This is a genomic window from Bdellovibrio sp. 22V (assembly GCF_030169785.1).
Classification (GTDB): domain Bacteria; phylum Bdellovibrionota; class Bdellovibrionia; order Bdellovibrionales; family Bdellovibrionaceae; genus Bdellovibrio.
Genome location: NZ_CP125854.1, coordinates 2,181,991 through 2,205,120 on the forward strand (window position 1 = coordinate 2,181,991; position 23,130 = coordinate 2,205,120).

The following is a 23,130-nucleotide window of genomic DNA, read 5'->3' on the forward strand; positions in this document are numbered from 1 at the left end:
TGGTCTTAATTCTAGCACGGTCGTTCGGTGTGACAAAGTTAAATTTTTAAAGGAATGCCGTGAAAAGCCCACCTAGCAAGATAAGCAGCGCACTGGGGATTTTCGTGCGCATAAGAAGAATAAATGCCACCGCAAATAATAGAATATTCGCAGGCGCGTGACTGAGCCGCTGACTGAAAGTCCAGAGTGTAAAAAGCAGAAGTCCCAAAGAGCCGGCGACCACACCGTCGAGAAAAAGCCGGAGAGTCAGGGACTGCGACATCTTTTTATAAAGAGGAATCGTCAGCGCGACAAAAAAGAAAGCGGGTAGAAAGATTCCCAGGGTTGCGAGGGCCGCTCCGCTAAATCCTTCTAAAAGATAGCCAATGAAACTGGCCGTTGTAAACACGGGCCCGGGCGTGAACTGCCCCACGGAAATAGCATCAAGAAGCTGTGTTTCTGTCAGCCACTGGCGATGCTCGACAAATTCGGAATTCAAAAAGGTCAGCAGAACATAGCCGCTGCCAAAAAGAACCGAGCCGATTTTTAGAAAAATCAAAAAGAGCGATCCCAGTTCAAACTTTCTTTCCACTGTAAAACGGCGGGACACAAAAAGCGAGATCAGCCCGCAGTTGAGGAGAATCGTAATTTCAGGCCAGCTTTGAAAACTGAGATAAACACTGCCAATAAGAATAAAGGCGATAACTGAAGCGCGCGGTGACGACCAGGTGTCCCTGCGAAAGAAATCGCGGGCCTGCTCCAGTTTGAAAAGACTTTTAAAGAAGCGAAAGAACGCCTGCAGAATGATCGCAAGAACGACGACTTGCGCGCCGATGAGGAAACTTCCTGCTTGCGGCAGGCTTGCGTATTTTTGATAAAAATACGCGATTACCGTGACAAGAATAAATGCGGGAAGAATGAAACATAGACCAGCGATTGCAAAACCCCACCAGCCAGCACGTTGATGCCCGATGTGAATCGCAAGCTCTGTCGAGTTCGGGCCCGGAATTAAATTAGTGAGTGCAATAAGGTCGAGAAACTTTTCTCGCGAAAGCCACTGACGGCGATGAACGAATTCTTCTTCCATCAGAGCGACGTGAGCCGCAGGACCACCAAAAGCGGTGGCCCCGAGTTTTAGAAACAACCAAGCAAGTTCAGCGAGGCTGTTTATAGGCTTTTTTCCTTGTTACGATTTTTCAAAACTTCCTTGATGTATTGCGCTTCAAGCGCTGTGAATACAACGGAATTCACGATGCCGTCGACGGTCGTCGTTCTTTGTAAAACGTTGCAAGATCGGCGCACACCCGTCAAGAAAGGACCAATGACTTCGACTTTGCCTACTTGTTGAATCAACTTATAAGCGATGTTTGAAGCTTCCAAATTCGGGAAGATCAACACGTTCGCGCCGCCTTTAAGGTTCGAGAACGGGAAGAGTCTTTCCATGATCTCTGGATTTACCGCTGTATCAGCTTGCATGTCGCCATCAACCATCAAATTCGGACGAAGACCACGCACGATTTCCGCCGCTTTCTTCATCTTGCATGGTGTGCCTTCGGCGCCGCTGAAGTTTGAGTAGCTGAGCATAGCAATGCGTGGTTCGATACCGAAGTACTCAACGATCTTCGCCGCTTGCAATGCGATTTGCGCGCATTGCTCCGCTGTCGGATTGAAGTTCACAGTCGTATCCGCCAACACGAGGAACTTGTCTTCAAGAAGAACGAAATTCAAACCAGCAGGTACGCCATTTTTATAAACGCCGACAGTTTGGAGGATCGGACGAACCGCATCTGCATAGTTGACGGAAGCGCCATTTACAACGCCGTCCGCATCACCCATCATCACCATCATCGCCGCAAAGTAGTTCGGGTCCGCCATCAAACGTTCCGCTTCACGCAGGTTGATTCCTTTACGTTGGCGAAGGCTGTAAAGCTTTTCCACGTACTGATAGTATTTTGGATAAGCCGCAGGATGAATGATCGGAACGTTTTTCAACATTGGAATATCCAACGCATTGATCTTTTCTTTCACGCGATCTGGATAGCCCAAAAGAATCGGCTGACAGATTTTTTCTTCAACCAAGGTCGCCAAAGCTTTCAAAACTTTTGTGCTTGTTCCTTCTGGGAACACGATTTTTGGAAGCTCGCCACCGTTCGCAGAAGCATTGTCATGCACGCGATTGATCGCAGAGCGAATGAAAACTTTTGAGGGCCCTTGAAGCGCTTCAAGACCTTCACGATAGTGATCCCAATCCTCAATCGGACGAGTCGCTACACCTGTAGCCATCGCCGCTTTTGCGACGGCCGGAGCCACCCACAAAAGAACGCGAGTATCGAAAGGTTTTGGAATCAAATACTCACGGCCGAACTTAAAGCTTTTGCCGCCGTAAGTGTCAGAGACTTTATCCGGAACGTCTTCGCGAGCGAGTTTTGCCAAGGCATGAACCGCCGCCAACTTCATTTCTTCGTTGATTGAAGTTGAACGTGTATCCAGAGCGCCGCGGAAAATCGACGGGAAGCCCAAGACGTTGTTCACCTGGTTTGGATAATCAGAACGGCCTGTGGCAATAATTGCATCCGGACGAGCGGCGCGCGCTTTGTCTGGAGTGATTTCCGGTTCCGGGTTCGCCATAGCGAAAATGATAGGATCTTTTGCCATATCTTTGAGCATTTCCGGAGTCAAAGCTCCTGCCACGGAAAGACCGACGAATACATCAGCACCGCGAAGGGCTTCCGTCAGTGTGCGAGCTTCCGTGTTGCTTGCGAAAAATTCCTTGTACTTGTTCATGCCGGCGGTACGGCCTTTGTAGATCACACCTTGAGAGTCACACATGATGATATTTTCACGACGGGCGCCCAAAGCGATAAAGATTTTCGCGCAAGAGTTTGCCGAAGCGCCGGCGCCATTTACAACGATGCGCACGTCTTCCATCTTGCGGTTTGTGATCGAGCACGCATTCAAAAGCGCAGCACCCGAAACGATGGCAGTTCCGTGTTGGTCATCATGGAAAACCGGAATGTTCATTTCTTTTTTCAAACGCTCTTCGATTTCGAAGCACTCAGGAGCTTTGATGTCTTCCAAGTTAATGCCGCCGAAGGTAGGCTCAAGAACACGAACGGCGTTACAGAAAACATCCACATCTGTCGCCGCCACTTCGATATCAAAAACATCGATGCCCGCGAATTGTTTGAAGAGAATGCTTTTGCCTTCCATCACAGGCTTGCCCGCTGCCGGGCCAATGTTACCCAGACCCAAAACCGCCGTCCCGTTAGAGATCACGGCAACAAGGTTTCCCTTGGAAGTGTAGTCGTAAACTTTTGCAGGATCTTTCGCGATCTCCTTGCAAGGAGCTGCCACGCCTGGAGAGTACGCCAGAGAAAGATCTTTTTCAGAAACGCACGGCTTGGATGAGATGACTTCGATTTTTCCTGGTTTGCCGCGTCTGTGGTAATCGAGCGCTTCTTGATCGAAGTTATTCGTCGTTGTTTTGGTTTCTGTTTTTGTATCCAAGGATGCTCCTTTTTGTTGTGGGGCCGGAACCTTACAGAGAGAATTTTTTCTAACCCATTCAAGGGGTTACAAGGTCCTCGGCGACAAGTGCACTTACTCTACCGAGGGGGCCATGAAGGGTCAATGAATGGGGCTCTTTGTGCGGAGGGTAAAGCACCTCTAAAGGAGGAGTGTGTACAAAGCGACACGAACGTTGCTCAAATTTAGAGCACGTCCTCTAGTTATTCCACAAAAAGGCCATGGATCGCTGATTTGCTTGAACTGGACCTTGTTAATGCGAAGCGCATCGACCTCGACTGCCTCAAATTTGCTCTCTTTCTGTTTGGTGGAACAACCGAAAAGACATATGATTTTAATGGCTTATCAGCTAAGGAGACGCAAATGAAATCACCTCGTGATGTTGTTCTTGTTGAAGGTGTTCGCACACCATTCACGAAAGCAGGAACAAAGTTAAAGAAAGTTCACCCTGCGGAGTTAGGGAAGACAGCACTCAAGCAACTTATTGCTCAGACAAATTTGGACGTGAATAGTGTTGATGAAGTGATCATTGGAAACACTGGAAATCCTCCAGATGCTGTGAATATTTCGCGCGTTGTAGCTTTGAATGCAGGTATTCCTTTGAAGACGTCTGCATACACAGTGCACAGAAACTGTGCTTCCGCGTTGGAGTCGATCTCTAACGGTTATGAAAAAATCAAATCCGGCACAATGGATGTCATTCTTGCCGGCGGTACAGAGAGCATGTCGCAAATGCCGACATTGCCTCCGAAAAAATTCCAAGACATTTACGACAATCTTTTTGCAGCTCGCGGTCCGAAGCAAGCGTTACCACTTTTGTGGAAGCTCTTCAAGGCGGACGTCAATCAAATCAAAGCGTTGTTGCAAGGGAATATGAAAGACGAATACTTCCCGCAAATCTCCGTGATGCTCGGTCTGACAGATCCTTTCGTCGGTATCAACATGGGGCAGACGGCAGAGATCTTGGCGAAAGAGTGGGGCTTGTCACGCGAGATGCAAGATAAGTTTGCTCTGCGTTCGCATCAATTGGCCTCCAAGGCGATGAAAGAAGGTCGCATGCGTGAAGAATCAACGCCTGTGTACCTTGCGCCTGAATACAAAGAAGTTATTTCTGAAGACGTCGGTCCCCGTGACAATCAAACGATGGAGGCATTGGCAAAGTTGAAACCATTCTTCGACAAAGCGACAGGCTCTATCACAGCAGGAAACTCGTGCCCGATCACTGACGGTGCGGCGATGGTTCTTTTGATGTCGCGTGAAAAAGCAGAAGCGATGGGCTACAAGCCGCTGGCAAGAATCCGCTCTTACGGTTTTGCGGGTCTTGAGCCAGAGCGTATGGGATTGGGACCTGCGTATTCTTCGCCATTGGCGTTGAAGCGTGCGGGCTTGACGATGAAAGACATGGGCCTTGTGGAGTTGAATGAAGCTTTCGCGGCCCAGGTGATGGCATGTCAACGTGCCATGGATTCTGATAAGTTCGCGCAAGAAAAACTGGGTCTTTCTGCGAAAGTCGGCGAGATCCGTGACGATATCTTGAACGTTAACGGTGGTGCGATTGCTTTGGGTCACCCTGTGGGCGCGACAGGCACACGTATCGTTTTGACTTTGGCAAAAGAAATGAAACGCAGAAACGTTCAGTTCGGTCTATCAACCCTTTGTATCGGCGGCGGTCAAGGTGGTTCGATGGTTCTCGAGAACGAAGGCTAGTCGGCGTAACGGTGGCACTGACGTAGGCTATCCTGGCCTCAACAACTTTGTTTGAGGCGGTTTGAATAAAACTTTGAATTTAGCAACTTAGGAGTTTTCATAAATGTCGATTCAAGAAAGTATTAAGATTGTTCCTCAAGGGGACGTTGCCGTAGTTGAGTTTGATCTTGTCGGGGAGAAAGTAAATAAGTTTTCGACTCCAGTGATGATGCGACTTCAGGAAGTTTTGGGGGAGTTGAAAAAGTCTTCCTACAAAGCGGTTATCTTTAAATCCAACAAACCGAAAATCTTTATCGCCGGTGCTGATATTGAAGAAATCAAAAGCATGACGACGAAAGAACAATTCGACGCCGCTGTTAAAGGCGGACAAGACATCATGAACCAAGTGGAAGATTTGCCTATGCCCACAATCGCGGCTGTGAACGGCGCGTGCATGGGCGGCGGTTGTGAGTTTATCTTGGCGTGTGACTATCGTATCGCTTCAGATGATTCTTCAACGAAGATTGGTCTTCCGGAAATTCAATTGGGTATCTTGCCGGGTTTTGGCGGAACTCAACGTATGCCGCGCGTGATCGGTTTACAAGCGGCTTTGGATATTATCCTCGCTGGTAAGTCCGTGAATTCGAAAAAAGCCTTGAAGAGCGGCTTGGTCGATAAAGTTGTTCACCCCAATCTTCTGCAAGAGCAGGCGATGAAGTGGGCACAAGAGATCATCGCTTCCGGCGGCAGAAAGCGCCGTAAAAAGTTTGAAGCGAAAGGGGCTGTGAACAAAGTTCTTGAGAGCGCTTTGGGTCGCGGTATCGTTTTCAAAAAAGCGCGCGAAGGCGTGATGAAGGCGACCAAAGGTCACTATCCAGCTCCTTTGAAAGCGTTGGAAGTGATTCAAAAAACTTACGGCATGTCTGACCGCGATGCGGGAATGCGCATCGAGCGTGAGGGGTTCTGTGAGTTGGGTATTACCGATATCTCTAAAAACTTGATCCACGTTTTCTATCTGACAGAGATGGTGAAAAAACAAAACGGCGTTCCTGGTGTGGACGTCAAACCTCGTGAAGTGAAAGCGTTGGGTATTTTGGGTGCAGGAACGATGGGCGGTGGTATCGCTTACGTGGCTGCGGATAAAGGCATTCAAGTGCGCATGAAAGACTTAAATCCCGAAGCTTTGGGGAAAGGTCTTAAGCACGCCAGCGACTTGTGGATGAAGCTTCTAAAGCGCAAATCCATTGATAAATATCAATTCCAGCAAAAGATCGACATGGTTTCTGTGACGACGGATTACTCCGGTTTTAAAAACTTGGATGTTGTTGTTGAAGCGATCGTCGAAGATATGGGGATCAAACAGAAAGTGATCGGCGAGTGCGCAGGTCAAATGCGCCCTGATGCGATCATCGCGACGAATACAAGTTCATTGTCAGTGACAGAGATGTCCAAAGGTCATCCTCGTCCCGAGTATTTCGCAGGGATGCACTTCTTCAATCCGGTAAACAAAATGCCTCTTGTTGAAGTTATTCGTGGCGAAAAAACGTCTGACGAAACGATTGCAACGATTTACGAATTGTCTAAGAAGATGGGGAAAATGCCTGTCGTTGTTAAAGACGGCCCTGGCTTTTTGGTGAATCGTCTTCTTCTTCCTTACATGGCGGAGGCGGCGTTCTTGATGCAAGAAGGTATGAGCATTGAGTTTGTCGATAAGGCTTACGTGAAAGAGTTCGGTATGCCGATGGGGCCATTTGAATTGATGGACGAAGTCGGTTTGGACGTTTGTATCAAGGTTCTTAAGATCTTTAAGAAAGCTTTCGGCGAGCGCATTGAGATGGCTCCATGTATGGAAGCTCTTGAGAAGTCCGGTCGCCTAGGTCGTAAGAACGGCAAAGGATTCTATACATACTCTGAAGACGGAAAACGCGGTGACGTGGATCAAACGATTTACTCTGCGTTGGGCTTGGGACAACCTTCCAATCCTTATGACTCGAAAGAGTGTATCGAGCGCGGCGTGTTTGCGATGGTGAACGAGTGTTCATTGGCTTTGATCGAAGACCGCATTGTGGAAACTCCACACGAAGTCGACTTGGCGATGATCATGGGAACAGGCTTCCCTCCATTCCGCGGTGGCTTGATGAAGTACACAGACTCTGTAGGCACGCAATACGTGGCGGATCAGTTGGCGCACTACGCAGCCAGCAGAAAAGCAGGCCGTTTGAAGCCGTCTGTTCCTCTTACGAACATGGCGAAGTCGAACAGCAAGTTCTATAAGTAAGTTTGAGATGTAAATAGCAAGTAAGTTTGAGCTATATATTAAATAGCAAAAAAGCCCTCTCCGAAAACGAGAGGGCTTTTTTATTGGAAGTGGTCTACGATTTTTTCGATCGTGAATGATTCTTGTGGGCAAAAAGAAGGAATCAAGGGGCTGTGAATACATTTGGGCCGTAAATGCGTTTCGCTTAAAGTAAACTAATGCGACAGTTTCGTGAACTTGGCAAAGCCCTACGGGTACAATCTTCGTGCTGGGTTCCGGCGGGGAGATTTTTTTGGAGCCTTGCGAGGTTTCGTGTATAAGTGTAAGTGTTTTATTAACCTCAACAAGTTTTGAGTTTCAAACCCCAAGTGCGTGCGGCCAGAGCGTTATGTGTTCTACATAAGATACGAAGGTTGTCTATGTTATTGGTTCCTCCTGTCGCCACTGGTAAAACGTGATCCACTTCTAAAAAATGCTTAGAGTTGCATCTTATTTTTGTTTTTGAATCCACATACTCGCAGCAATAGTTAGCTTTTTTCAAAAGAATGCGCTTCGTCTTAATGGAAATATATTTCCGGCGAGACGAAGGCTTGCGAACCTCCGAAGCGTTGGCGGTGCGTGTTGAGTCTTTTTGAGAAGTCTCTGCGTTTTCTGTTTTGGCGCTGTCCTTTAATTTTTGCCGATTGAATCTCTGCGCTAGAGCCGTTATGACCTCAGCTAAAGAACCATCCGGACAAATATGTGAAAGTAAATTCTTTGCCTTTTCCAGCTCTGCAAATTGTTCTTTGGTGAATGTAAGCTCCAGACGAACGGACTCATCTGATTGCGGTTTGATTTTTTCATGACACTGAATTGGTAGATTCATCTCAATAGCCAGCGTTTTTTGCGTCTCGAATGTGTTCTTATTTTCGAGTTTGCTTAAAACTTGAAGCAACTCCGTGGTATTTGCCGTAGATTTTTCTATTGAATCGCTTGTCTCGGTTTCGGAAGATGTCTTTTTGATGTCGTCTGTGTTTGCGTATTCTTGTGAGGAGTTGCTCTTTTGATTTTTTGTAAAAGCCTTTAGACTCTTTTGAACTTCCGTAAGTTGAGACAGGTTAAGACTGCCATTTTCAATCTTTTCCGCAATCGACGGCACTTGCTTCAATAAACGGGCGGACTGCAATCGGCGATAGGCACTGCCTTCAGAATATCCAAGACCACGGGTCAGATAAGAATACATCCCATCAAAGCCCAACTCCGCAAAGAGCTTGCGTTCTTCAATTTCAGCAATATGCAGTAAAATCAAGTGAGTGATCTTTCTTTCCGTGCGAACCAGTTTTTCCATTCTGGCGATGAGCTCGCTGTTAGAAATACTCTTAAAGTCTCGTTGAGTCGTTTCGCGAGAGAGTTGTTTTTGAAGTGACATCGTTTCCTCCACCGCAGGTGTTATATCACGAAAAATTTGGTCTCATTTTTTGGCTTTTTGGAATCTGAATTATGAATTCGAAAGGCGCAAAGATCGCCTGTTAAACGCTCTATAAGCTCTGTTGCTGCGAGAAAATCTTTCTACAACGAAGCTTCGCGGAGAAATATTGAATGTCGCACAGAAAGAAACCTGAAGCGTTCGATAAGGGCTGCAAGCGAAATTTTATTACAAATAAAAACTAACGCGCGATTTCCTCGAAGCGAGGAGTGTAAGTAGTGATAAAGAGCGATGAGCGGCGAGTGTGTCCTTGTCGAACTTTTCGACAGCGACTCGCGAAGAATGTTTTTTTTCGAGGCAGTCTAAGGTTAGGAGCCTCTTCAAGCTATTTTGAAGCCGGACTTATCGGCATGTGGCTTGCTCTTTTATTCGCCAATGAAATCGTTCTTGATTGCCGCATTATTCATTCTGCAAAGTACTTTGGTGTTCGCCAAAGACCTTCGAACATTTTCCCACGTTGGAGAATACGAAGCGGTAGGGCGCATTCAGGCAATCTTGCCTTCGGACTATGCTTCTTACGGGATTTCTTTATCGAAAGATCTGGTTCGACTTCACGAAGAGAATGAAAGCAAAGGCCATTCCACTTACTACTCATTTTGTTCGGCAACTTTGATTCAGGCGAATAAGATCCTGACCGCCGCGCATTGTATAGCGCAAATGCGGGAGTTTCAGTACCTCGGTCTTCGAGTTTTCTTTGTTCCCAATACTCGTGAAAATATCTCGGTGCAAATCGCAGGCATGGATAGAGCCGGGGATATCAATTCCGATCGCAGGTTCGCCGACGACTGGGCGATTTTAACTTTGCAAAATGATATTACATCCATCAAACCGTTAAAACTGATGCGCCTGGCTCCACAGCAATATTTCACAACTGAATTAGTCAGCGTCGGCTATCCTGACGAAGCACAACGAAAAACTTTGCACGGATTGCAACAAACGCAAAGCCGTTGTTATTTCAGAACTCCGGAAGAAATCGCCGGTAAATTCAAAGACGAACCACGCTTTGTTCGCGCGAGCTTCACCAACTGTAGCATCAGCGGCGGCAATTCCGGGGGTCCTTTGTTGTTCCTCTATCAAGACGAAAACGGGCCCGCTCTAGGCATTGCCGGCATCAACGTCGGCGGAGTTAATTCCCTCATGCACAAACTCAAATTCAAATCTGACTACGACAAAGGCGTTGCCACTTCATCGTCGTGGATTTTGGATCATCTTTAGTAAATAAAAAAAGCCGGAGATTCCCCCGGCTTTTCAAGCAAATCAAAATTTAAATTCAAAAACTACTGTTCAACAACTTCGCAAGCAAATGTGCCGACTTCGACTCTTTCGCCGAGGCCCCACCAGTAAACTTTTGCTGTGTGGTCTTTTACGTTGATGCGCAATTCGTATTCGTAAGAGCCTTCAACCCAGAAATCGTAACGAACGGTGTTCTTTGTCGAAGAAGATTCTTTCCAAAGAGCCGGACCGTTAGAGTCTACCGTTTGCAAAGAAACGTCGCCCACTTGTAAAGACCAATTATAAGTTCCATCGATGAAAAGAACTTGTGGGTTTTGTTGAATATTGATTTCAGAGAAAGAAAGATCTTTGCTTGTAGAAAGTTTCGTAGCAGAGCAATCGAAAACTCTTTGGCCAGCAAAAGAAAGGCTGGAAGCAAGCATAGCAATAGCAAAAACGATTGTTTTCATGGTTAGCATCCTTTGGTTTTGAATGCCGATTCCATAGCGTCTTTGCCGTGGAAAGTCTGTTTTTAATCCTGTTTTATGAACTTTTTTCCCCGTGTACGGCGAAATTCCACGTCACAGATCGCCTAAAACGCGACCGACTTGCAGATGAGCGGGGATTTCTTTGCCAAACATGTGTCCAACCATCGTGCGTGCAGCATTAAAGCTCAAGCCCATGCCGTGCCCTGAACAGCCCGCAATCACATGCACACCAGGATTGTCAGGTAAATTTCCCAAAAGCATTTGGCCGTCGGGAGAAAAGCCCATAATACCTGACCACTGGTGCGCCACTTTCGCTTGAGGTCCATACTTGAAATGACTTTTTACGAAGTCGTACAACGCATTCTGAATAAGATCGGTGATCGCGTCTTCGTGCGTATTCTCAGTCTCAATCGCAAGATTTCTAAAGCCGCCAATCAGCAAGTGGCCCGTGGGAAGCTGACGGAAATAACAAAGATGCTTCGTCAGGTAACAAGGACCTTTCACGAAATCAGGAAGAGGCTCTGTCACCAAAATTTGCCCGCGGCCTGGTTTAATGATGTTAGAAAAATCTTTGAGCACCAAGGGAAGGTAAGCGTTTAAGGTGACAATCACTTTTCCCGCAGAAAAATCGCCGCGGGAAGTGCGCACGACCTGTGAGTGGCCCGTTTGATGAATGTCTAAAACATCGTGCTCTTCAAAAACGTCGACGTTCAAACGAGAACGCATTTTTTGTAGAAGCTTGATGGGATGGATGTAACCGTCACCGCGATACTGAATGCCGCCTTCAAAGCCGGTGACGCCATAATCGCGTTCCATTTCTTCGGGACTGACTTCGTAAACATCAATGCCAGAGTCCCGCATTGTGCGCGCGACATTTTTGTACTTCTCCCAATGCGCTGAACTTGGCGCGACCGTGCAGGAGCCGGTCAAGCGGAAATCCACGTCATCCCATTTGTCTTCGATGATATGCTCAAGAAGAAGTTTGCGATTGTCCTCGGAAAACTTCCAAATCTCGACGGCTTTAGTAAGACCGAACTGTTCTTGCAGCTTAATAAAATGCTCGGTTGAGCCGCAAGTAACGAAGCCGGCATTGCGGCCGGAAGCTCCAAAACCCAGACGGTGTTTTTCTAAGATCGCGATTTTCAATTGCGGATTTTCTTTTTGCAGCCAGTAGGCAGAGGAAAGACCGGCGATTCCTCCGCCGACAATCACCACGTCGTATTTTTGTGAGGCTGTGGCCGGGGAGTTCGAGATTTTTTCTTGCAGCCAGTAGGACATGCTCATGACTTGATCCTTACAGATACTTGATCATTTCTTCCGCCGTGCAACGGCAGGGTTTTCCGTCGCGCACGCATTCGTAATCCACGTCAATCCAGTATTCAGGATGAGTGGCGACACTTTCAAAACCAAACTTCGTTAAATAGCGAATGGAGGAGTTGTTCGGCGACTCTTTCCACGCATGAGTCACAATAGCTTGAGCGCCCAGTTTTTTAAAGGACTCAATCGCAGCTTCAGACAAGCGAGGCCCCCAGCCTTGGCCTTGGGCTTCGTTAGCTAAGAATAAACTCTGAAAATAGGCGACTTTATCAAGGGACACCTTCCAAAGATCGGGGCGAAGTTTAGAGCCTTTCCCTTTGCTCCAGGCTCCCGGAGGATAGGCAAGACGAAATCCCTGAATGCCGGATTCGTTTTCCAGAATAAAAGAGCACATGATTCCTTGAGAGACGGACTTATTGAAGCACTCCTCAAGTTCTTGCAAAGAAAAATAATCGCGACCGATCGTGTGATCCGTAAAAACTTTAATAGCGGCAAGGTCGTTCTTTTCTAGAGGACGAATGTGCATAGACCACATAAAGACATAATCAAAATTCGGGGTCAACTTATATCGGCATCTCGTCAAAACCCGGTCCACGGTTGATTCTTAGGGAAAATCTTTGATGGGAATCGTCCCAGGAAGCGTGAACGTCGATAGGGCGGCAGCAGACTTCGCAATCGTAAACGAATTCCTGATCGTCACCGTCCTCATGATAAATTTCCATTCCGAATTTTTCTCTGCAGAAGGGACACTGTACTTTATATTCCATAAAAAAAGCCTCTCTGTTTATTTTCATCCAGAGAGGCTTCTGCAGAGCTATATCCAGTGTTGAAAAACAAACTAGATGTCTTTACCCAAAGACTTTGAAAGCACCTTATGAGTCAGGAAGAAAAGGATCGTAGGAATCAAACTGAGGCCTGCGAGTAATAAGAAGAAATTCTCTTTTGCAATGACCTCGTAGAAGCTGCCTACGTAGCCCGCGACGTAGTTTCCAAAGAACGTCGCCAAGAACCAAACACCCATCATCATAGACACAATCTTAACCGGAGCTACTTTCGTTACCGCAGACAAACCGATCGGTGAAATATAAAGCTCGCCCATTGTGATCAAGAATGTCGAAGCTGCAAGCCAAGCGACACTGCCTTTACCATCGCCCACGGCACCTGCCGCCATGTACATAATGATCGAAGCCACACAGCCTAGGAAAGATCCCAACGCCATCTTTGTCACCGTGCCAGGAGCTTTTCCGCGACGTGCTTGCCATGCCCACATGCGGTCCAAAAGCGGCGCAAAGACGATGATGATCAATGGATTCATCGATTGATACCAAGTGGAAGGAACTTCCCAACCAAAGAACACCCAGTCGGTTTTCTGGTCCGCCCACAACTGCATAGTATTGCCTTGTTGTTCGTAAACGCCCCAGAAGAAAATCGTGACCATGCACAGGAACGTTAAAGCCCAAGTTCTCATCCACTCTTCTTTGCTAAGAGGAGTGTGGGCCTTCGTCTCAATCTCCTGCACGGATTTTTTATGTTCAGTTTCAGGAAGGTGTCGGCCGCCGAAATGATAAATCATAAGCGACGCCACCATACCGACGCCCGCAGCGCCGAAGCCCCAGTGCCAGCCGACCTTCTGGCCGAGTGTTCCGCACACAAAGGGGGATAAGAGCGCGCCAAGGTTGATACCCATGTAGAACAGCGTATAGGCGCCGTCACGGCGAGAGTCACCCTCTTCGTAAAGACCGCCCACTTGCGTGGAGATGTTCGGTTTAAAGAAACCGTTTCCTAAAATCAGGAAAAGAAGTGCTGGGAAAAAGAGGCTTTCCACAGCCATTAAAAAGTGACCGACAGCCATTAAAAGCCCACCCACATAAACTGCGCGGCGCTGACCGATATAGCGGTCCGCGATCAAGCCTCCAAAGAAAGGAGTAAAATATACAAAGGCCGTATAGAGACCGTAAATGTGTGACGACAAAGCCTGGTGCGACAAAGTGCCGTAAGCCCCCTCAAGGAGTCCTTTAATCGCTGAATAACCCCAGACTTCTTTTCCGCTCTCCGCTTGCGTGAACAGGTACTGAGTCATGTAAAGCACTAAAAGAACTCTCATTCCGTAGAAAGAAAATCTTTCCCACATTTCTGTGAGGAAAAGTGTGAACAAACCGCGTGGATGTCCTAAAAAGGTTTTCTCTGCAATACGCTTGGTTTGAGCCATGAGCCTCCTGTCAACATTATGCACATTTCATACTTTTTTTCAGATGCCTTTTGATCTTGGCAATTCTTTGGCATAAATGTCACCTGAAAAGATCAAGGGGGCTTCTCGTTATGGCTTTTAAAAAGGGCATCTTTGCTATCGGCTTAGTGGCAACTTCATTGGCAATGACCGCGTGTTCGTTGAATGTCGACATCTCAAAGCAGGCACCGGAAAACATGCTGGAGTCTTTTTCTCCTGCAGATAAAGAGGCTAAGACAAACGCAGCAACAAAATTAACAACGGCGAACTCCGCAGAGTCAGCTGCCAGTGCGGCTTTGTGCGCGCAAGCTTCTTGTATTAAGATTCAAAAGGCGGCTTTGGGGAAAATCTTCCTTCTTATGGCCTCCGGCAGAACAGCAGGCTCAACGCCCCAATGGTACGACCTCAAACCTCTCGTCGTGAGCTTTGAAAAGTCAGGCAACCGTATCGCGATTTTAGGTGAAAACTATAATAGCATTTACGAAGAGATCCGCACCGTAAACCTCATTCAAACATTCCCTATTATTGCAGAGGACGCGGCCTCCATCACTTTTGATTGGGGACAGGGTTTAAAAACATTTGTCCTGCAAAGTTCGTATGATGTGGATGCAGCTCGTGGAAAGAATAACGATCTCACGGAGAGTTCGTTTGCGTCTTTGCCGGTGATTGATTCTTTTGTTCGCAATATCAAGTTTGACGAAAAGAATATTGAGCTTGAGCAAATCTCTAAAATTCGCGCGGACGTTGTAAAACAAAGCGGCGACCGCTCTTTGAATATTGAAAATCGCGAAGAGACTTTGGCGATGAATGTGCAAATCCGCTCGTACAATCTTTCTCAAGATTTTAAAAAGAAAGAGTACGATAAATCGCGCCGTGCAGGTTTCTTTGTTACGAAAGTCAGCAAAAAGGGCTATAGCACAGAAATCACAAATCTTATTACGAAGTGGGATTTGTCTCCGTCGAAAGGACCTATCGTCGTACGCGTTTCCGCCGCAGTTCCCGAGGACTATGTGCAAGCGGTGACAGAGGGGGCTCTTTACTGGAATAAAGTTTTTGGCCGTGACGTGATCACAGTAAAAACGGGTGTGGATCCTCAAGCAGGTCCTGAAGATCGCAGCATCTTCATTCGCTGGATTCCGTGGTTGGATTCAGGCGCGGCTTACGCTATCGGTCAGTCCGATCCTTTGACGGGCGAGGTCTTGCGCGCGCAAGTGTTTATGCCTTCGGTTTTCACGCGTGTTGGTTCGGCGGATCTTGTAGGTCTTAATGGCGATTCGCCTGTGGTTGCGGCAGGAGCTGTCGCTTGTGATCTCACGACAAGTTTAAAAGCTCTGAACGACATCGCCCGTGAAGCGAGCGATTCACAAAGACTTCGTCTGGCGCAAGACAGTGTGCGTGCGACAGTGGCGCACGAACTTGGTCATGCATTGGGTCTTCGTCATAATTTCGCAGGTTCTTTCTCTGCGAAAGTTTCCACGAAAGAGATTTACGAATCCGCAAAAACTTATTTGAAAGATCCGCAACATCAAGGTTTGGAAACGTCGACAAGTATCATGGACTACGTCTCCGGCATTGACGATGTTTTGATGGCGGCGAAAATCAAATACGCTCCGTTGTCTTACGATAAAATGGCGATGACGTGGGCTTATTCAGAGGACGATAAAGCTCTTGATGAAGCGGTCTCTAAATACTGCACGGATGATGACATTGCTTTGGCAACCAGCCAAGGTTTGGCGGTTTATGGTTGCGAACGCTTTGATGCCGGCAACAATCCGCTCCTCAGAAAATATCTGGATGCAAAAAGTGAAAAAGAAAGTTTCGTGAAAGTTCTTTTTGCCTCCATTATCGGGCGCGCGTATCCGGGGGATCAACCCGAAGTGACACTTCCTATGGATACCGTTTTAGCGGACACGATGAAGTGGGGAAAACTCAATCTTGAGCCGCTTAAATTCGTGGCGCAAGTCACGATGGACGTCACAAAAAATTCCGTGGCGGCCCCAGGCTTTGCTTCTTTGGAAAACGTGAAAGCGGGCCAAGTCTTGTACTCTAAAATGGGCTTGGATGAAGCGTTGGTTAAAGAACGCGCTCGTTCTTTAGCAGAGGCAGGTGGTTATGCGAATATCATCAACACTCTTTTGCGGGATGCTGACGGAACTATTTCTGTCGCTTGGCTGGATAAGCAGATCGAAGAATTGAAAAACGCCGCGTATTTCACCAGCGGTAAAACTTTGGCAGGTCGGGAATATACTTTGTCTTCTGAAGACCAGGTTAAAATACTTCGCTTCTTCGCGAAACTGTCGTCTTTGAACCGTAAAGTATTGATCGAAGACGTGTCGGTGCTTTTACCGAAGATCGAAGAGCCTACGCAAACGGATTCAGGCACTGTTATCGTGAGTTCCCTTTTAGGTCGTCATCTTATCACTGCGGATGAGGCCGCTTCGTTGGCGGATCTATACTTGGATTTGAATGAGGCACGCGAAGGCGAACAAACTGTGAAAGTGGGAACGGGTTTGGCGAAAGAGGTCAAGGTTGCCAAAGTTTACCTCACTGCCGAAGAGCGCGCGAAATGGGCTCGTGTTCTTTCTTCGAAAGGTTTGCGTTTTGACGTCGACGGAAAACTCGCTCTGATCCGCAAGGCTCAGTACGATAAAGTAAATGCCTTCTTGAAAGAGATTGATCCGCAATTAGACCTCACATTAATCAAAAAACCTCTTGAAGTGGCCAGCGATCTTCTTGGTAAAGGCTTAGTTGATGCCGGAGCTTCCGCTTGGTTGTCTTCAGAGATGAACGTTCTTTTTGCTCTCAGCAAGGTGCAGTAGGACGCTGTTAAGACTTTAAACAGTTGCGTCCTTAAAAAGTCGCTTAGGCAAAAGCCGTATCATGGTGATACGGCTTTTTTCATTAAATCCAATATATTGAGTCTTAATTGGTCCGCCTCTTGCCTTATAGGATTGCAGGAGGCCCTTATGAAAAACACTTTCTTAACAAAATCTTTGATGGGAGTTTTGGTGCTCGCAGCATTGTCTTTGTCTGCGTGTGCGAAGAAAGACGGAAGCACAGCTCGCTACGCGGGTCGTGGCACAGGGGTCACTCAAGGCGGCGTTCAAACTCCAAGCTCTTGCGGTAATGCAAACATGGATTGGGGTAAAATCTTTGATCCTTATGCTTCTCCGCAATTTGAGTCGCAAGTAAAGGGTTTTGTCTCTGCGACTTTAGATCCTCAGTCTTTGGGAACTATCAGCGGTAATATCAATGACAGAACGGGCATCGACTTTAAAGGTTCGTTTCAGTTTGATAGTGCAGGCCGTTTGGTGACAGGTTCTTCTTCAATCCACATTAAGATTGTCGACTCATACGTGGGCCAAGTCTACAACGGGCAAACGGTCGCTCCTTATATTGTTGAGTTTAATGCGGCTAGCGAAGGTATGATCAACCGTACAACGCGTCAATTCCAAGTTAAGTTCAAAGACAGCTATGGTGAGATCATTCTTCAAGGTGCTTACAATAATCAGGAAGCTTCAGGGACTGTGTATTATCAGAACTATACGGCAGTGAACGGTTATCAAGCATCTAGCGGAACTTTGGGTTCCTTCCGCGCTTACGCTTGCGCCCTTATTAAATAAGCGGCGCGTCTTGCTTCACTCCCTATCGAGTTTGAAGATAGGGAGATGCCTCAACGTTTCATCTTTGATTCTTCTATTTTAAACTCCGTTGTTGGAGGAAAGTCCGCAGTGGATATTCCCAAGTTGAATATCCACACTCTTGAGGCGGCCAGTGCTTTTCTTCTGAGCTATGGCTTTGATATCGCCAATCAAGACGATCTTGAAAAGCTTTGGTACTATTATCGTCGCGCTTTAGTCCTAATGATTGAAAAGTTAGGTTTTACCGAAAGCGAAATTCCTGAAATTCTGCACGACCGCAAACATCTCGGCGATATTCGCCAACTTTTGTTATATGCGAGTTCTGCGGCTCCGAAGGATGAGCAGTTGCAACGCTGGTCCTGTGCCGTTCTTCGCTGTATGCACGTATTCGTTCACGCCGAGAACGATCTTTTCGGAACTTTTTCGGAAGAGATTCAGTCGCAAATCCTCACGCCTTTTCAAGAACGCATCCGTCATGACGGCACGACTCACCGAACGTTTTTAAGAACAGCCGAGGATGCGGAGCCGATTGAGCTTTTGGGTTTTGAAGTCAAACCTTTTAAAACTTCCTCCAGCACGGTTATTAAACTTCTCGCAAAGCCCGATGCTTTGGCGATGAAGATTTTTGATAAACTCGGCGTGCGTTTTGTTACACGCAATCTTTTTGATACTTTCCAAGTCGTGCGTTTTCTTGTTCGCGAAAACGTCATCAGCTTTCCGCATATTATGCCGGATCAAAGCTCGAACAACTTGTATCCGGTGGATGTTTTCATGGAAGTCGTCGACGATCTTTCGCATCGCCTCGATACTTTGGATGAAAAGAGCATTCAAGAGGCCTTCGATCAAAAGCTCGCTGAACAAGGTGAAAATGTGAAGTTCCTGCGAAAAGAAAATTTCTTTTCTGGATCAGACTATCAGTTTATTAAATTTATTTCGCGCAAACTCATTCATATTAAACCGCAAGGAAGCAAAGAGGCGTTTAGCTTCTTCTATCCTTTTGAAGTTCAGATCATGGATGAAAAAGCGCACCAAAAGATTCTCTCCGGCCCGTCAGAGCATCAAGCTTATAAAGAAAGACAAAGAATGGCGGCGCGCAAACGTCTTTTCCCTGATTCAGGCTCTTAGTATATGTTTTGGAAATTGCTTTCGTATCCTCGATCTTTCATCGCGACTATCTTGTTTCCTCTTCACACTATGCTTTGTGCGCTGGCGATGATTATCGTCAATCTCACGCTCAACAATCGCAAGATCGAAGATCACATTGTCGAGTTCTGGACCCGCAATGCGTGTCGCATGTTTGGAGTCAAAGTCGTCGTCAAAGGCCGTGAGAACATCCCGCAAGGCGGTTTTCTTTTCGTCTTTAATCACACAAGCTTTTTCGACATTTTTGCGATGAACGGCTGGCTGGGAAGTTTCCGTTTTGGCGCCAAGATCGAACTTTTTAAAATTCCCGTATTCGGAGCTGCGATGAGACGCGCCGGCATTCTTCCCATCGCTCGCGAGCGCCGCGAAGAAGTGTTCAAGGTTTATCAAGCCGCGCAAGCCCGCATCGCTGCCGGTGAACGCTTTGCTCTGGCTCCCGAGGGAACTCGTCAAGAAACAGAACGACTGGGCAACTTTAAGTCCGGGCCTTTTATTTTCGCGATCAATGCGAAAGCTCCGATTGTGCCGGTGATCGTTAAGGGGGCTGCCGCGATTTTGCCCAAAGGACACACTATTCCCAATTGGGGCGTGTGGAGCCGCACAATCACTTTGCAAGTTTTGCCGCCTGTCGATGCCACTCAATACACAGTTGAGCAGCGCCCGCAGTTGCAAGAACATGTGCGTAAGCTGATGGAACCTTTCTTTCGCGGGGATGATTTTTAAAAGGGGAGTGAGAGCAAGATGAAGACGTTTCAGGAATTCTGGCCTTTTTATCTGCAAGAGCACTCTCACCCCACCAATCGCCGATGGCACTTTGTCGGAACACTTTTCGTTCATCTTTTGATTCTCGATGCGGTGATTTCCAGACAATGGGTGATCTTGTGGCTTTTACCCGTGATCGGTTACGGCTTCGCTTGGATCGGGCATTTCGTCATCGAAAAAAACCGACCTGCGACCTTCAAACATCCCCTCTGGTCGCTCCTCGGCGACTTCAAAATGTTTTACATGATGTGCGCGGGAAAGCTTTGGAATTAATTTTTAATCACGTCCCAATGCAAATCACCGATTAAGCTGCGAAGCTTGACTTGCTTTGCGCCGGTGTCGACGTGGATTTGAATGCGCGAGTTTGGCAAAGCTTCGATTTGCGTTAAACGCATGATCTTCGGATTGCGGTGATAAGCGGATTCAATTGCTTGTGCGATATTGTCCCAGCGGATGAACGGTTCAAAGCTTTTGCCTTTGTTGGTGCTTTTGTAAGAACCCACAAACCACGTGCCGTTCGGATGAATGCTGACGGGATAATTTTGTTTTCCGAAGAAGGGAATCATTGTCCAAGTGATGCCATCTTCCGTCGTGTAAACACCTTCAGACGAAATCAAACCGCGCACTGAGTTTTTATTCTCAAAGGCGATAGAATAAATTTCTCTTTTCATCAATGTGTCTGTGCTGATTGTTGTTGTGGAAGGCTTGGCCTCTTCAATTAGCAAATCTTTTTTCTTCCACCAAACTTCGCCGTGGCCGTCGACAGTACTGACACCCCAAATGTGCGCTTCCGGTTTAAGAATTTCCACACGCGCACGCAAAGGCGGGCCGTAGGAAGAGTCAGGACGAACGATAATCCCGCGATGCGAGTTCGTCACGAAACCCAAAAGTTCTTTCATCGGAAGAGTCAGACCTTGTTGCGTGATGACGGCATCGTTGTTGCGATACAGAACAGCGACCCAGTTCTTCTTGGGATGATAAGCGAGGTTCGCGAAGTCAGCGCGAGAAACGAAGTGTGTCGTATCAACGAAGCCGATGTGTCCGTTGTATTTGATTTTCAAAAAGCTCTTCGAGATCTCAAGAGGCGTGACCCGGCGCAAACGAGGCAAAGTCGTAATGACTTTGCCCGCAGCGGAAGCTTCTTTACGAATGTACGTATCGACAAGATTCACGAAGACACCGGCATCATCGTGACGGCTCTGCAAGAGATGTAGGGGGAGGTAGCCTTGAGCACCGGTGCTTTTTTCTTGCACCCGCGCCCAATAGTCATCGGTCGAAAGAATTTCTAGCGAGGCTTTAGCTGGAAGAGTTTTTACGGGAGGCGCCTCGGCGCGATCCAAACTTAAAAGTACGACCGAATTTTTGGTCTCTACAAAACGCGACACCTGAATATCGCGCAGAATTTGATCGCCATTGAGAACGTATTCTTTTTTGTCCCACGATGTGCGGTAAGCGATCTCCGTTTCCGAGCGAATCAGCTTGTCTTCAAGCTTTGTTCGACTCACCTGGCCAGAGGGAAAGAGGCTGTTTTTGTTACGGAAAAACGAGACAGCCGTGCCTGCGTCGGTGGCAAGAGCGGCCCAAGAGGCAGAGGAGAGCATTAGCATTGAAAAAGACAGCGAAAGTACGGACCGCATTCCCTTATTTTGCGGGCTTAGGCTCGGTGCTCTCAAGACCAGAACTTTTGACCTCTGGCCTAAAGTAAAGTAGTCATATCGGGTTGTTTTAACAGACATATTAACGCGGAGTGGTAAAGAATGAATATCAAACTGATTGGTGTGGTTGGCGCAGGTCAAATGGGTAACGGTATTGCACAAGTGGCAGCGAACTTTGGCTTCAACGTCATCATGCTCGATGTGAGTGGTGCGGCTCTGGAAAAAGGAATTGCAACAATCTCTGCAAGCTGTGATCGCATTATCAAAAAAGGCGGCATGAGCGAAGCGGACAAAGCGGCTTTACTTGGCAGAATCAAAACAGCGCAAGAAACTAGCGCTTTGAAAGATTGCGACATCGTGATCGAAGCGGCGACTGAGAACATCGATTTGAAATTGAAAATCTTCAAAGACCTGGATGCTGCTGTAAAACCCGAAGCATTGTTGGTGTCTAACACATCTTCCATCTCTATCACGAAAATCGCGGGCGTGACAAAACGTCCAACGAAAGTCGCTGGCATGCACTTCATGAATCCAGTGCCGTTGATGAAATTGGTTGAGGGCATCCGCGGTTTGCAAACGTCCGACGAGACATTCGCAGCAGTAAAAGCTTTGGCAGAGAAAATGGATAAAGTTTTCGTCGAGTCAGTGAAGGACATGCCAGGCTTTATTGTGAATCGCATCCTGATGCCGATGATTAACGAAGCGGTTTACACGCTTCATGAAGGCATTGCATCGGTTGAGTCTATCGATAGCGCGATGAAATTGGGAACAAATCAGCCAATGGGTCCTCTCACTTTGGCGGACTTCATCGGTCTGGATACGTGCTTGGCGATCATGAATGTGTTGCATGAAGGTTTGGGCGACTCCAAGTACCGTCCATGTCCTCTTCTAGTGAAATACGTTGAAGCGGGTTGGTTGGGACGTAAATCCGGTCGTGGTTTCTACGACTATTCCGCGAAGTAAACGGAGATTTTGTGGCTAGTAATTATAAAACAATTCTACTTGAACAAAAAACAAATGGCGTGTGGGTTCTGACGATCAATCGTCCTGAATCCCTGAACGCTTTGAATTCCACAGTGCTCAATGAAATGGGCGAGGCTCTTCGTCAGATCGGCGAAATGTCTTACGAAGATGCGCGGGCCTTGATTGTCACGGGTGCCGGCGAAAAAGCTTTCGTTGCGGGCGCAGATATCAAAGAAATTCACGAACTAGACGAAGAGAAAGCTTTGTCTTTCGCAAAACGCGGTCAGAGCATTTTCCATGAATTCACATTGCTAAAAATTCCTGTGATCGCGGCGGTGAATGGTTTCGCCTTGGGCGGAGGCTGTGAGCTCGCGCTGGGATGTGACTTTATTTACGCTTCTGAAAACGCGAAGTTCGGTTTACCGGAAGTGAGCTTAGGTTTGATTCCTGGCTTCGGCGGGACTGTTCGTATGGCGAGAGCGATTGGACAGCGTCGTGCGCGTGAATTAACTTATACGGGTGCGATGATTACCGCTCAGGAAGCGCAAAGCATGGGGCTTGTAAACAAAGTATTCCCGGCGGCTGAACTCATGAACAATGTGATGAAAACAGTCGAGATGATTTTGGCGAAAGCGCCGATCGCTGTCGGTTCAGCGAAAATTTCTATCAATCAAGCTTGGGATATGGATGTAGAAGAAGCGCAAAAGAACGAAGCAAAGATTTTTGCAGAGCTTTTCACTTCTGAAGACGTAAAAGAAGGCACGGGCGCCTTCATCGAGAAACGCAAGCCGAATTTTAAAGGTCTCTAGA

At 47.2% G+C, this 23,130-nt stretch carries 19 protein-coding genes; 10 read left to right on the top strand and 9 right to left on the bottom strand.

What is annotated here, in order from left to right; genetic code table 11:
- Positions 1-46 precede the first annotated feature (46 nt).
- Positions 47-1,123 carry a chromate efflux transporter gene (gene chrA, locus QJS83_RS10540; RefSeq protein ID WP_284604642.1) on the bottom strand — a complete coding sequence of 359 codons (1,077 nt, stop codon included), beginning with the start codon at positions 1,121-1,123 and terminating at the stop codon, positions 47-49.
- Between the two features lie 23 nt (positions 1,124-1,146).
- Positions 1,147-3,486, bottom strand: a complete 2,340-nt coding sequence (locus QJS83_RS10545) for an NADP-dependent malic enzyme (RefSeq protein WP_284604643.1) — start codon at positions 3,484-3,486, stop codon at positions 1,147-1,149.
- Between the two features lie 381 nt (positions 3,487-3,867).
- On the opposite strand from QJS83_RS10545, the gene QJS83_RS10550 reads away from it, so the two are divergent.
- Positions 3,868-5,211 (top strand): thiolase family protein, encoded by a 1,344-nt coding sequence (locus QJS83_RS10550; protein ID WP_284604645.1) that lies wholly within the window; start codon positions 3,868-3,870, stop codon positions 5,209-5,211.
- 103 nt (positions 5,212-5,314) lie between these two features.
- A complete protein-coding gene (locus QJS83_RS10555; protein WP_284604646.1) occupies positions 5,315-7,468 on the top strand; it encodes a 3-hydroxyacyl-CoA dehydrogenase NAD-binding domain-containing protein in 2,154 nt (717 codons plus the stop codon).
- A 319-nt stretch (positions 7,469-7,787) separates the two neighbouring features.
- Here QJS83_RS10555 and QJS83_RS10560 read toward each other — a convergent pair whose 3' ends face one another.
- Positions 7,788-8,735, bottom strand: coding sequence for an HNH endonuclease (locus QJS83_RS10560; protein ID WP_284604648.1), 948 nt, complete (start codon positions 8,733-8,735; stop codon positions 7,788-7,790).
- Between the two features lie 552 nt (positions 8,736-9,287).
- Here QJS83_RS10560 and QJS83_RS10565 point away from each other — a divergent pair.
- Positions 9,288-10,127: a trypsin-like serine peptidase gene (locus tag QJS83_RS10565; RefSeq protein WP_284604650.1), complete on the top strand. Its 840-nt coding sequence runs from the start codon at positions 9,288-9,290 to the stop codon at positions 10,125-10,127.
- Between the two features lie 62 nt (positions 10,128-10,189).
- On the opposite strand, the gene QJS83_RS10570 is transcribed toward QJS83_RS10565, so the two are convergent.
- From QJS83_RS10570 to QJS83_RS10590, 5 genes are all read right to left on the bottom strand, one after another.
- A complete protein-coding gene (locus QJS83_RS10570) occupies positions 10,190-10,594 on the bottom strand; it encodes a hypothetical protein (RefSeq protein WP_284604652.1) in 405 nt (134 codons plus the stop codon).
- A gap of 111 nt (positions 10,595-10,705) precedes the next feature.
- The gene (locus QJS83_RS10575) at positions 10,706-11,896 is read right to left on the bottom strand and encodes an NAD(P)/FAD-dependent oxidoreductase (protein ID WP_284604655.1); all 1,191 of its coding nucleotides are present in this window, start codon (positions 11,894-11,896) and stop codon (positions 10,706-10,708) included.
- 10 nt (positions 11,897-11,906) lie between these two features.
- Complete coding sequence (locus tag QJS83_RS10580; RefSeq protein ID WP_284604657.1) at positions 11,907-12,464, bottom strand: GNAT family N-acetyltransferase; 558 nt, start codon at positions 12,462-12,464, stop codon at positions 11,907-11,909.
- Between the two features lie 28 nt (positions 12,465-12,492).
- Positions 12,493-12,723, bottom strand: a complete 231-nt coding sequence (locus tag QJS83_RS10585; RefSeq protein ID WP_350158771.1) for a CPXCG motif-containing cysteine-rich protein — start codon at positions 12,721-12,723, stop codon at positions 12,493-12,495.
- Between the two features lie 44 nt (positions 12,724-12,767).
- Complete coding sequence (locus tag QJS83_RS10590) at positions 12,768-14,138, bottom strand: peptide MFS transporter (protein WP_284604661.1); 1,371 nt, start codon at positions 14,136-14,138, stop codon at positions 12,768-12,770.
- Positions 14,139-14,248: 110 nt separating this feature from the next.
- Here QJS83_RS10590 and QJS83_RS10595 point away from each other — a divergent pair, with 110 nt between their 5' ends.
- From QJS83_RS10595 to QJS83_RS10615, 5 genes are all read left to right on the top strand, one after another.
- On the top strand, positions 14,249-16,975 hold the full coding sequence (locus QJS83_RS10595; protein ID WP_284604662.1) for a zinc-dependent metalloprotease: 2,727 nt from the start codon (positions 14,249-14,251) through the stop codon (positions 16,973-16,975).
- A 147-nt stretch (positions 16,976-17,122) separates the two neighbouring features.
- On the top strand, positions 17,123-17,779 hold the full coding sequence (locus tag QJS83_RS10600; protein WP_284604664.1) for a hypothetical protein: 657 nt from the start codon (positions 17,123-17,125) through the stop codon (positions 17,777-17,779).
- 45 nt (positions 17,780-17,824) lie between these two features.
- Positions 17,825-18,922, top strand: coding sequence for a TIGR04552 family protein (locus QJS83_RS10605; RefSeq protein WP_284604666.1), 1,098 nt, complete (start codon positions 17,825-17,827; stop codon positions 18,920-18,922).
- 3 nt (positions 18,923-18,925) lie between these two features.
- On the top strand, positions 18,926-19,663 hold the full coding sequence (locus tag QJS83_RS10610) for a lysophospholipid acyltransferase family protein (protein ID WP_284604668.1): 738 nt from the start codon (positions 18,926-18,928) through the stop codon (positions 19,661-19,663).
- A gap of 18 nt (positions 19,664-19,681) precedes the next feature.
- Positions 19,682-19,975 (top strand): Mpo1-like protein, encoded by a 294-nt coding sequence (locus QJS83_RS10615; protein WP_284604670.1) that lies wholly within the window; start codon positions 19,682-19,684, stop codon positions 19,973-19,975.
- On the opposite strand, the gene QJS83_RS10620 is transcribed toward QJS83_RS10615, so the two are convergent.
- Positions 19,972-21,339 (bottom strand): hypothetical protein, encoded by a 1,368-nt coding sequence (locus tag QJS83_RS10620; protein ID WP_284604672.1) that lies wholly within the window; start codon positions 21,337-21,339, stop codon positions 19,972-19,974. The genes QJS83_RS10615 and QJS83_RS10620 overlap by 4 nt on opposite strands.
- A 120-nt stretch (positions 21,340-21,459) precedes the next feature.
- On the opposite strand from QJS83_RS10620, the gene QJS83_RS10625 reads away from it, so the two are divergent.
- Both QJS83_RS10625 and QJS83_RS10630 read left to right on the top strand, forming a co-directional pair.
- Entirely contained in the window at positions 21,460-22,320 is an 861-nt protein-coding gene (locus QJS83_RS10625) for a 3-hydroxybutyryl-CoA dehydrogenase (protein ID WP_284604674.1), read from the top strand.
- An 11-nt stretch (positions 22,321-22,331) separates the two neighbouring features.
- A complete protein-coding gene (locus QJS83_RS10630; RefSeq protein ID WP_284604676.1) occupies positions 22,332-23,129 on the top strand; it encodes an enoyl-CoA hydratase/isomerase family protein in 798 nt (265 codons plus the stop codon).
- Position 23,130: the final 1 nt, after the last annotated feature.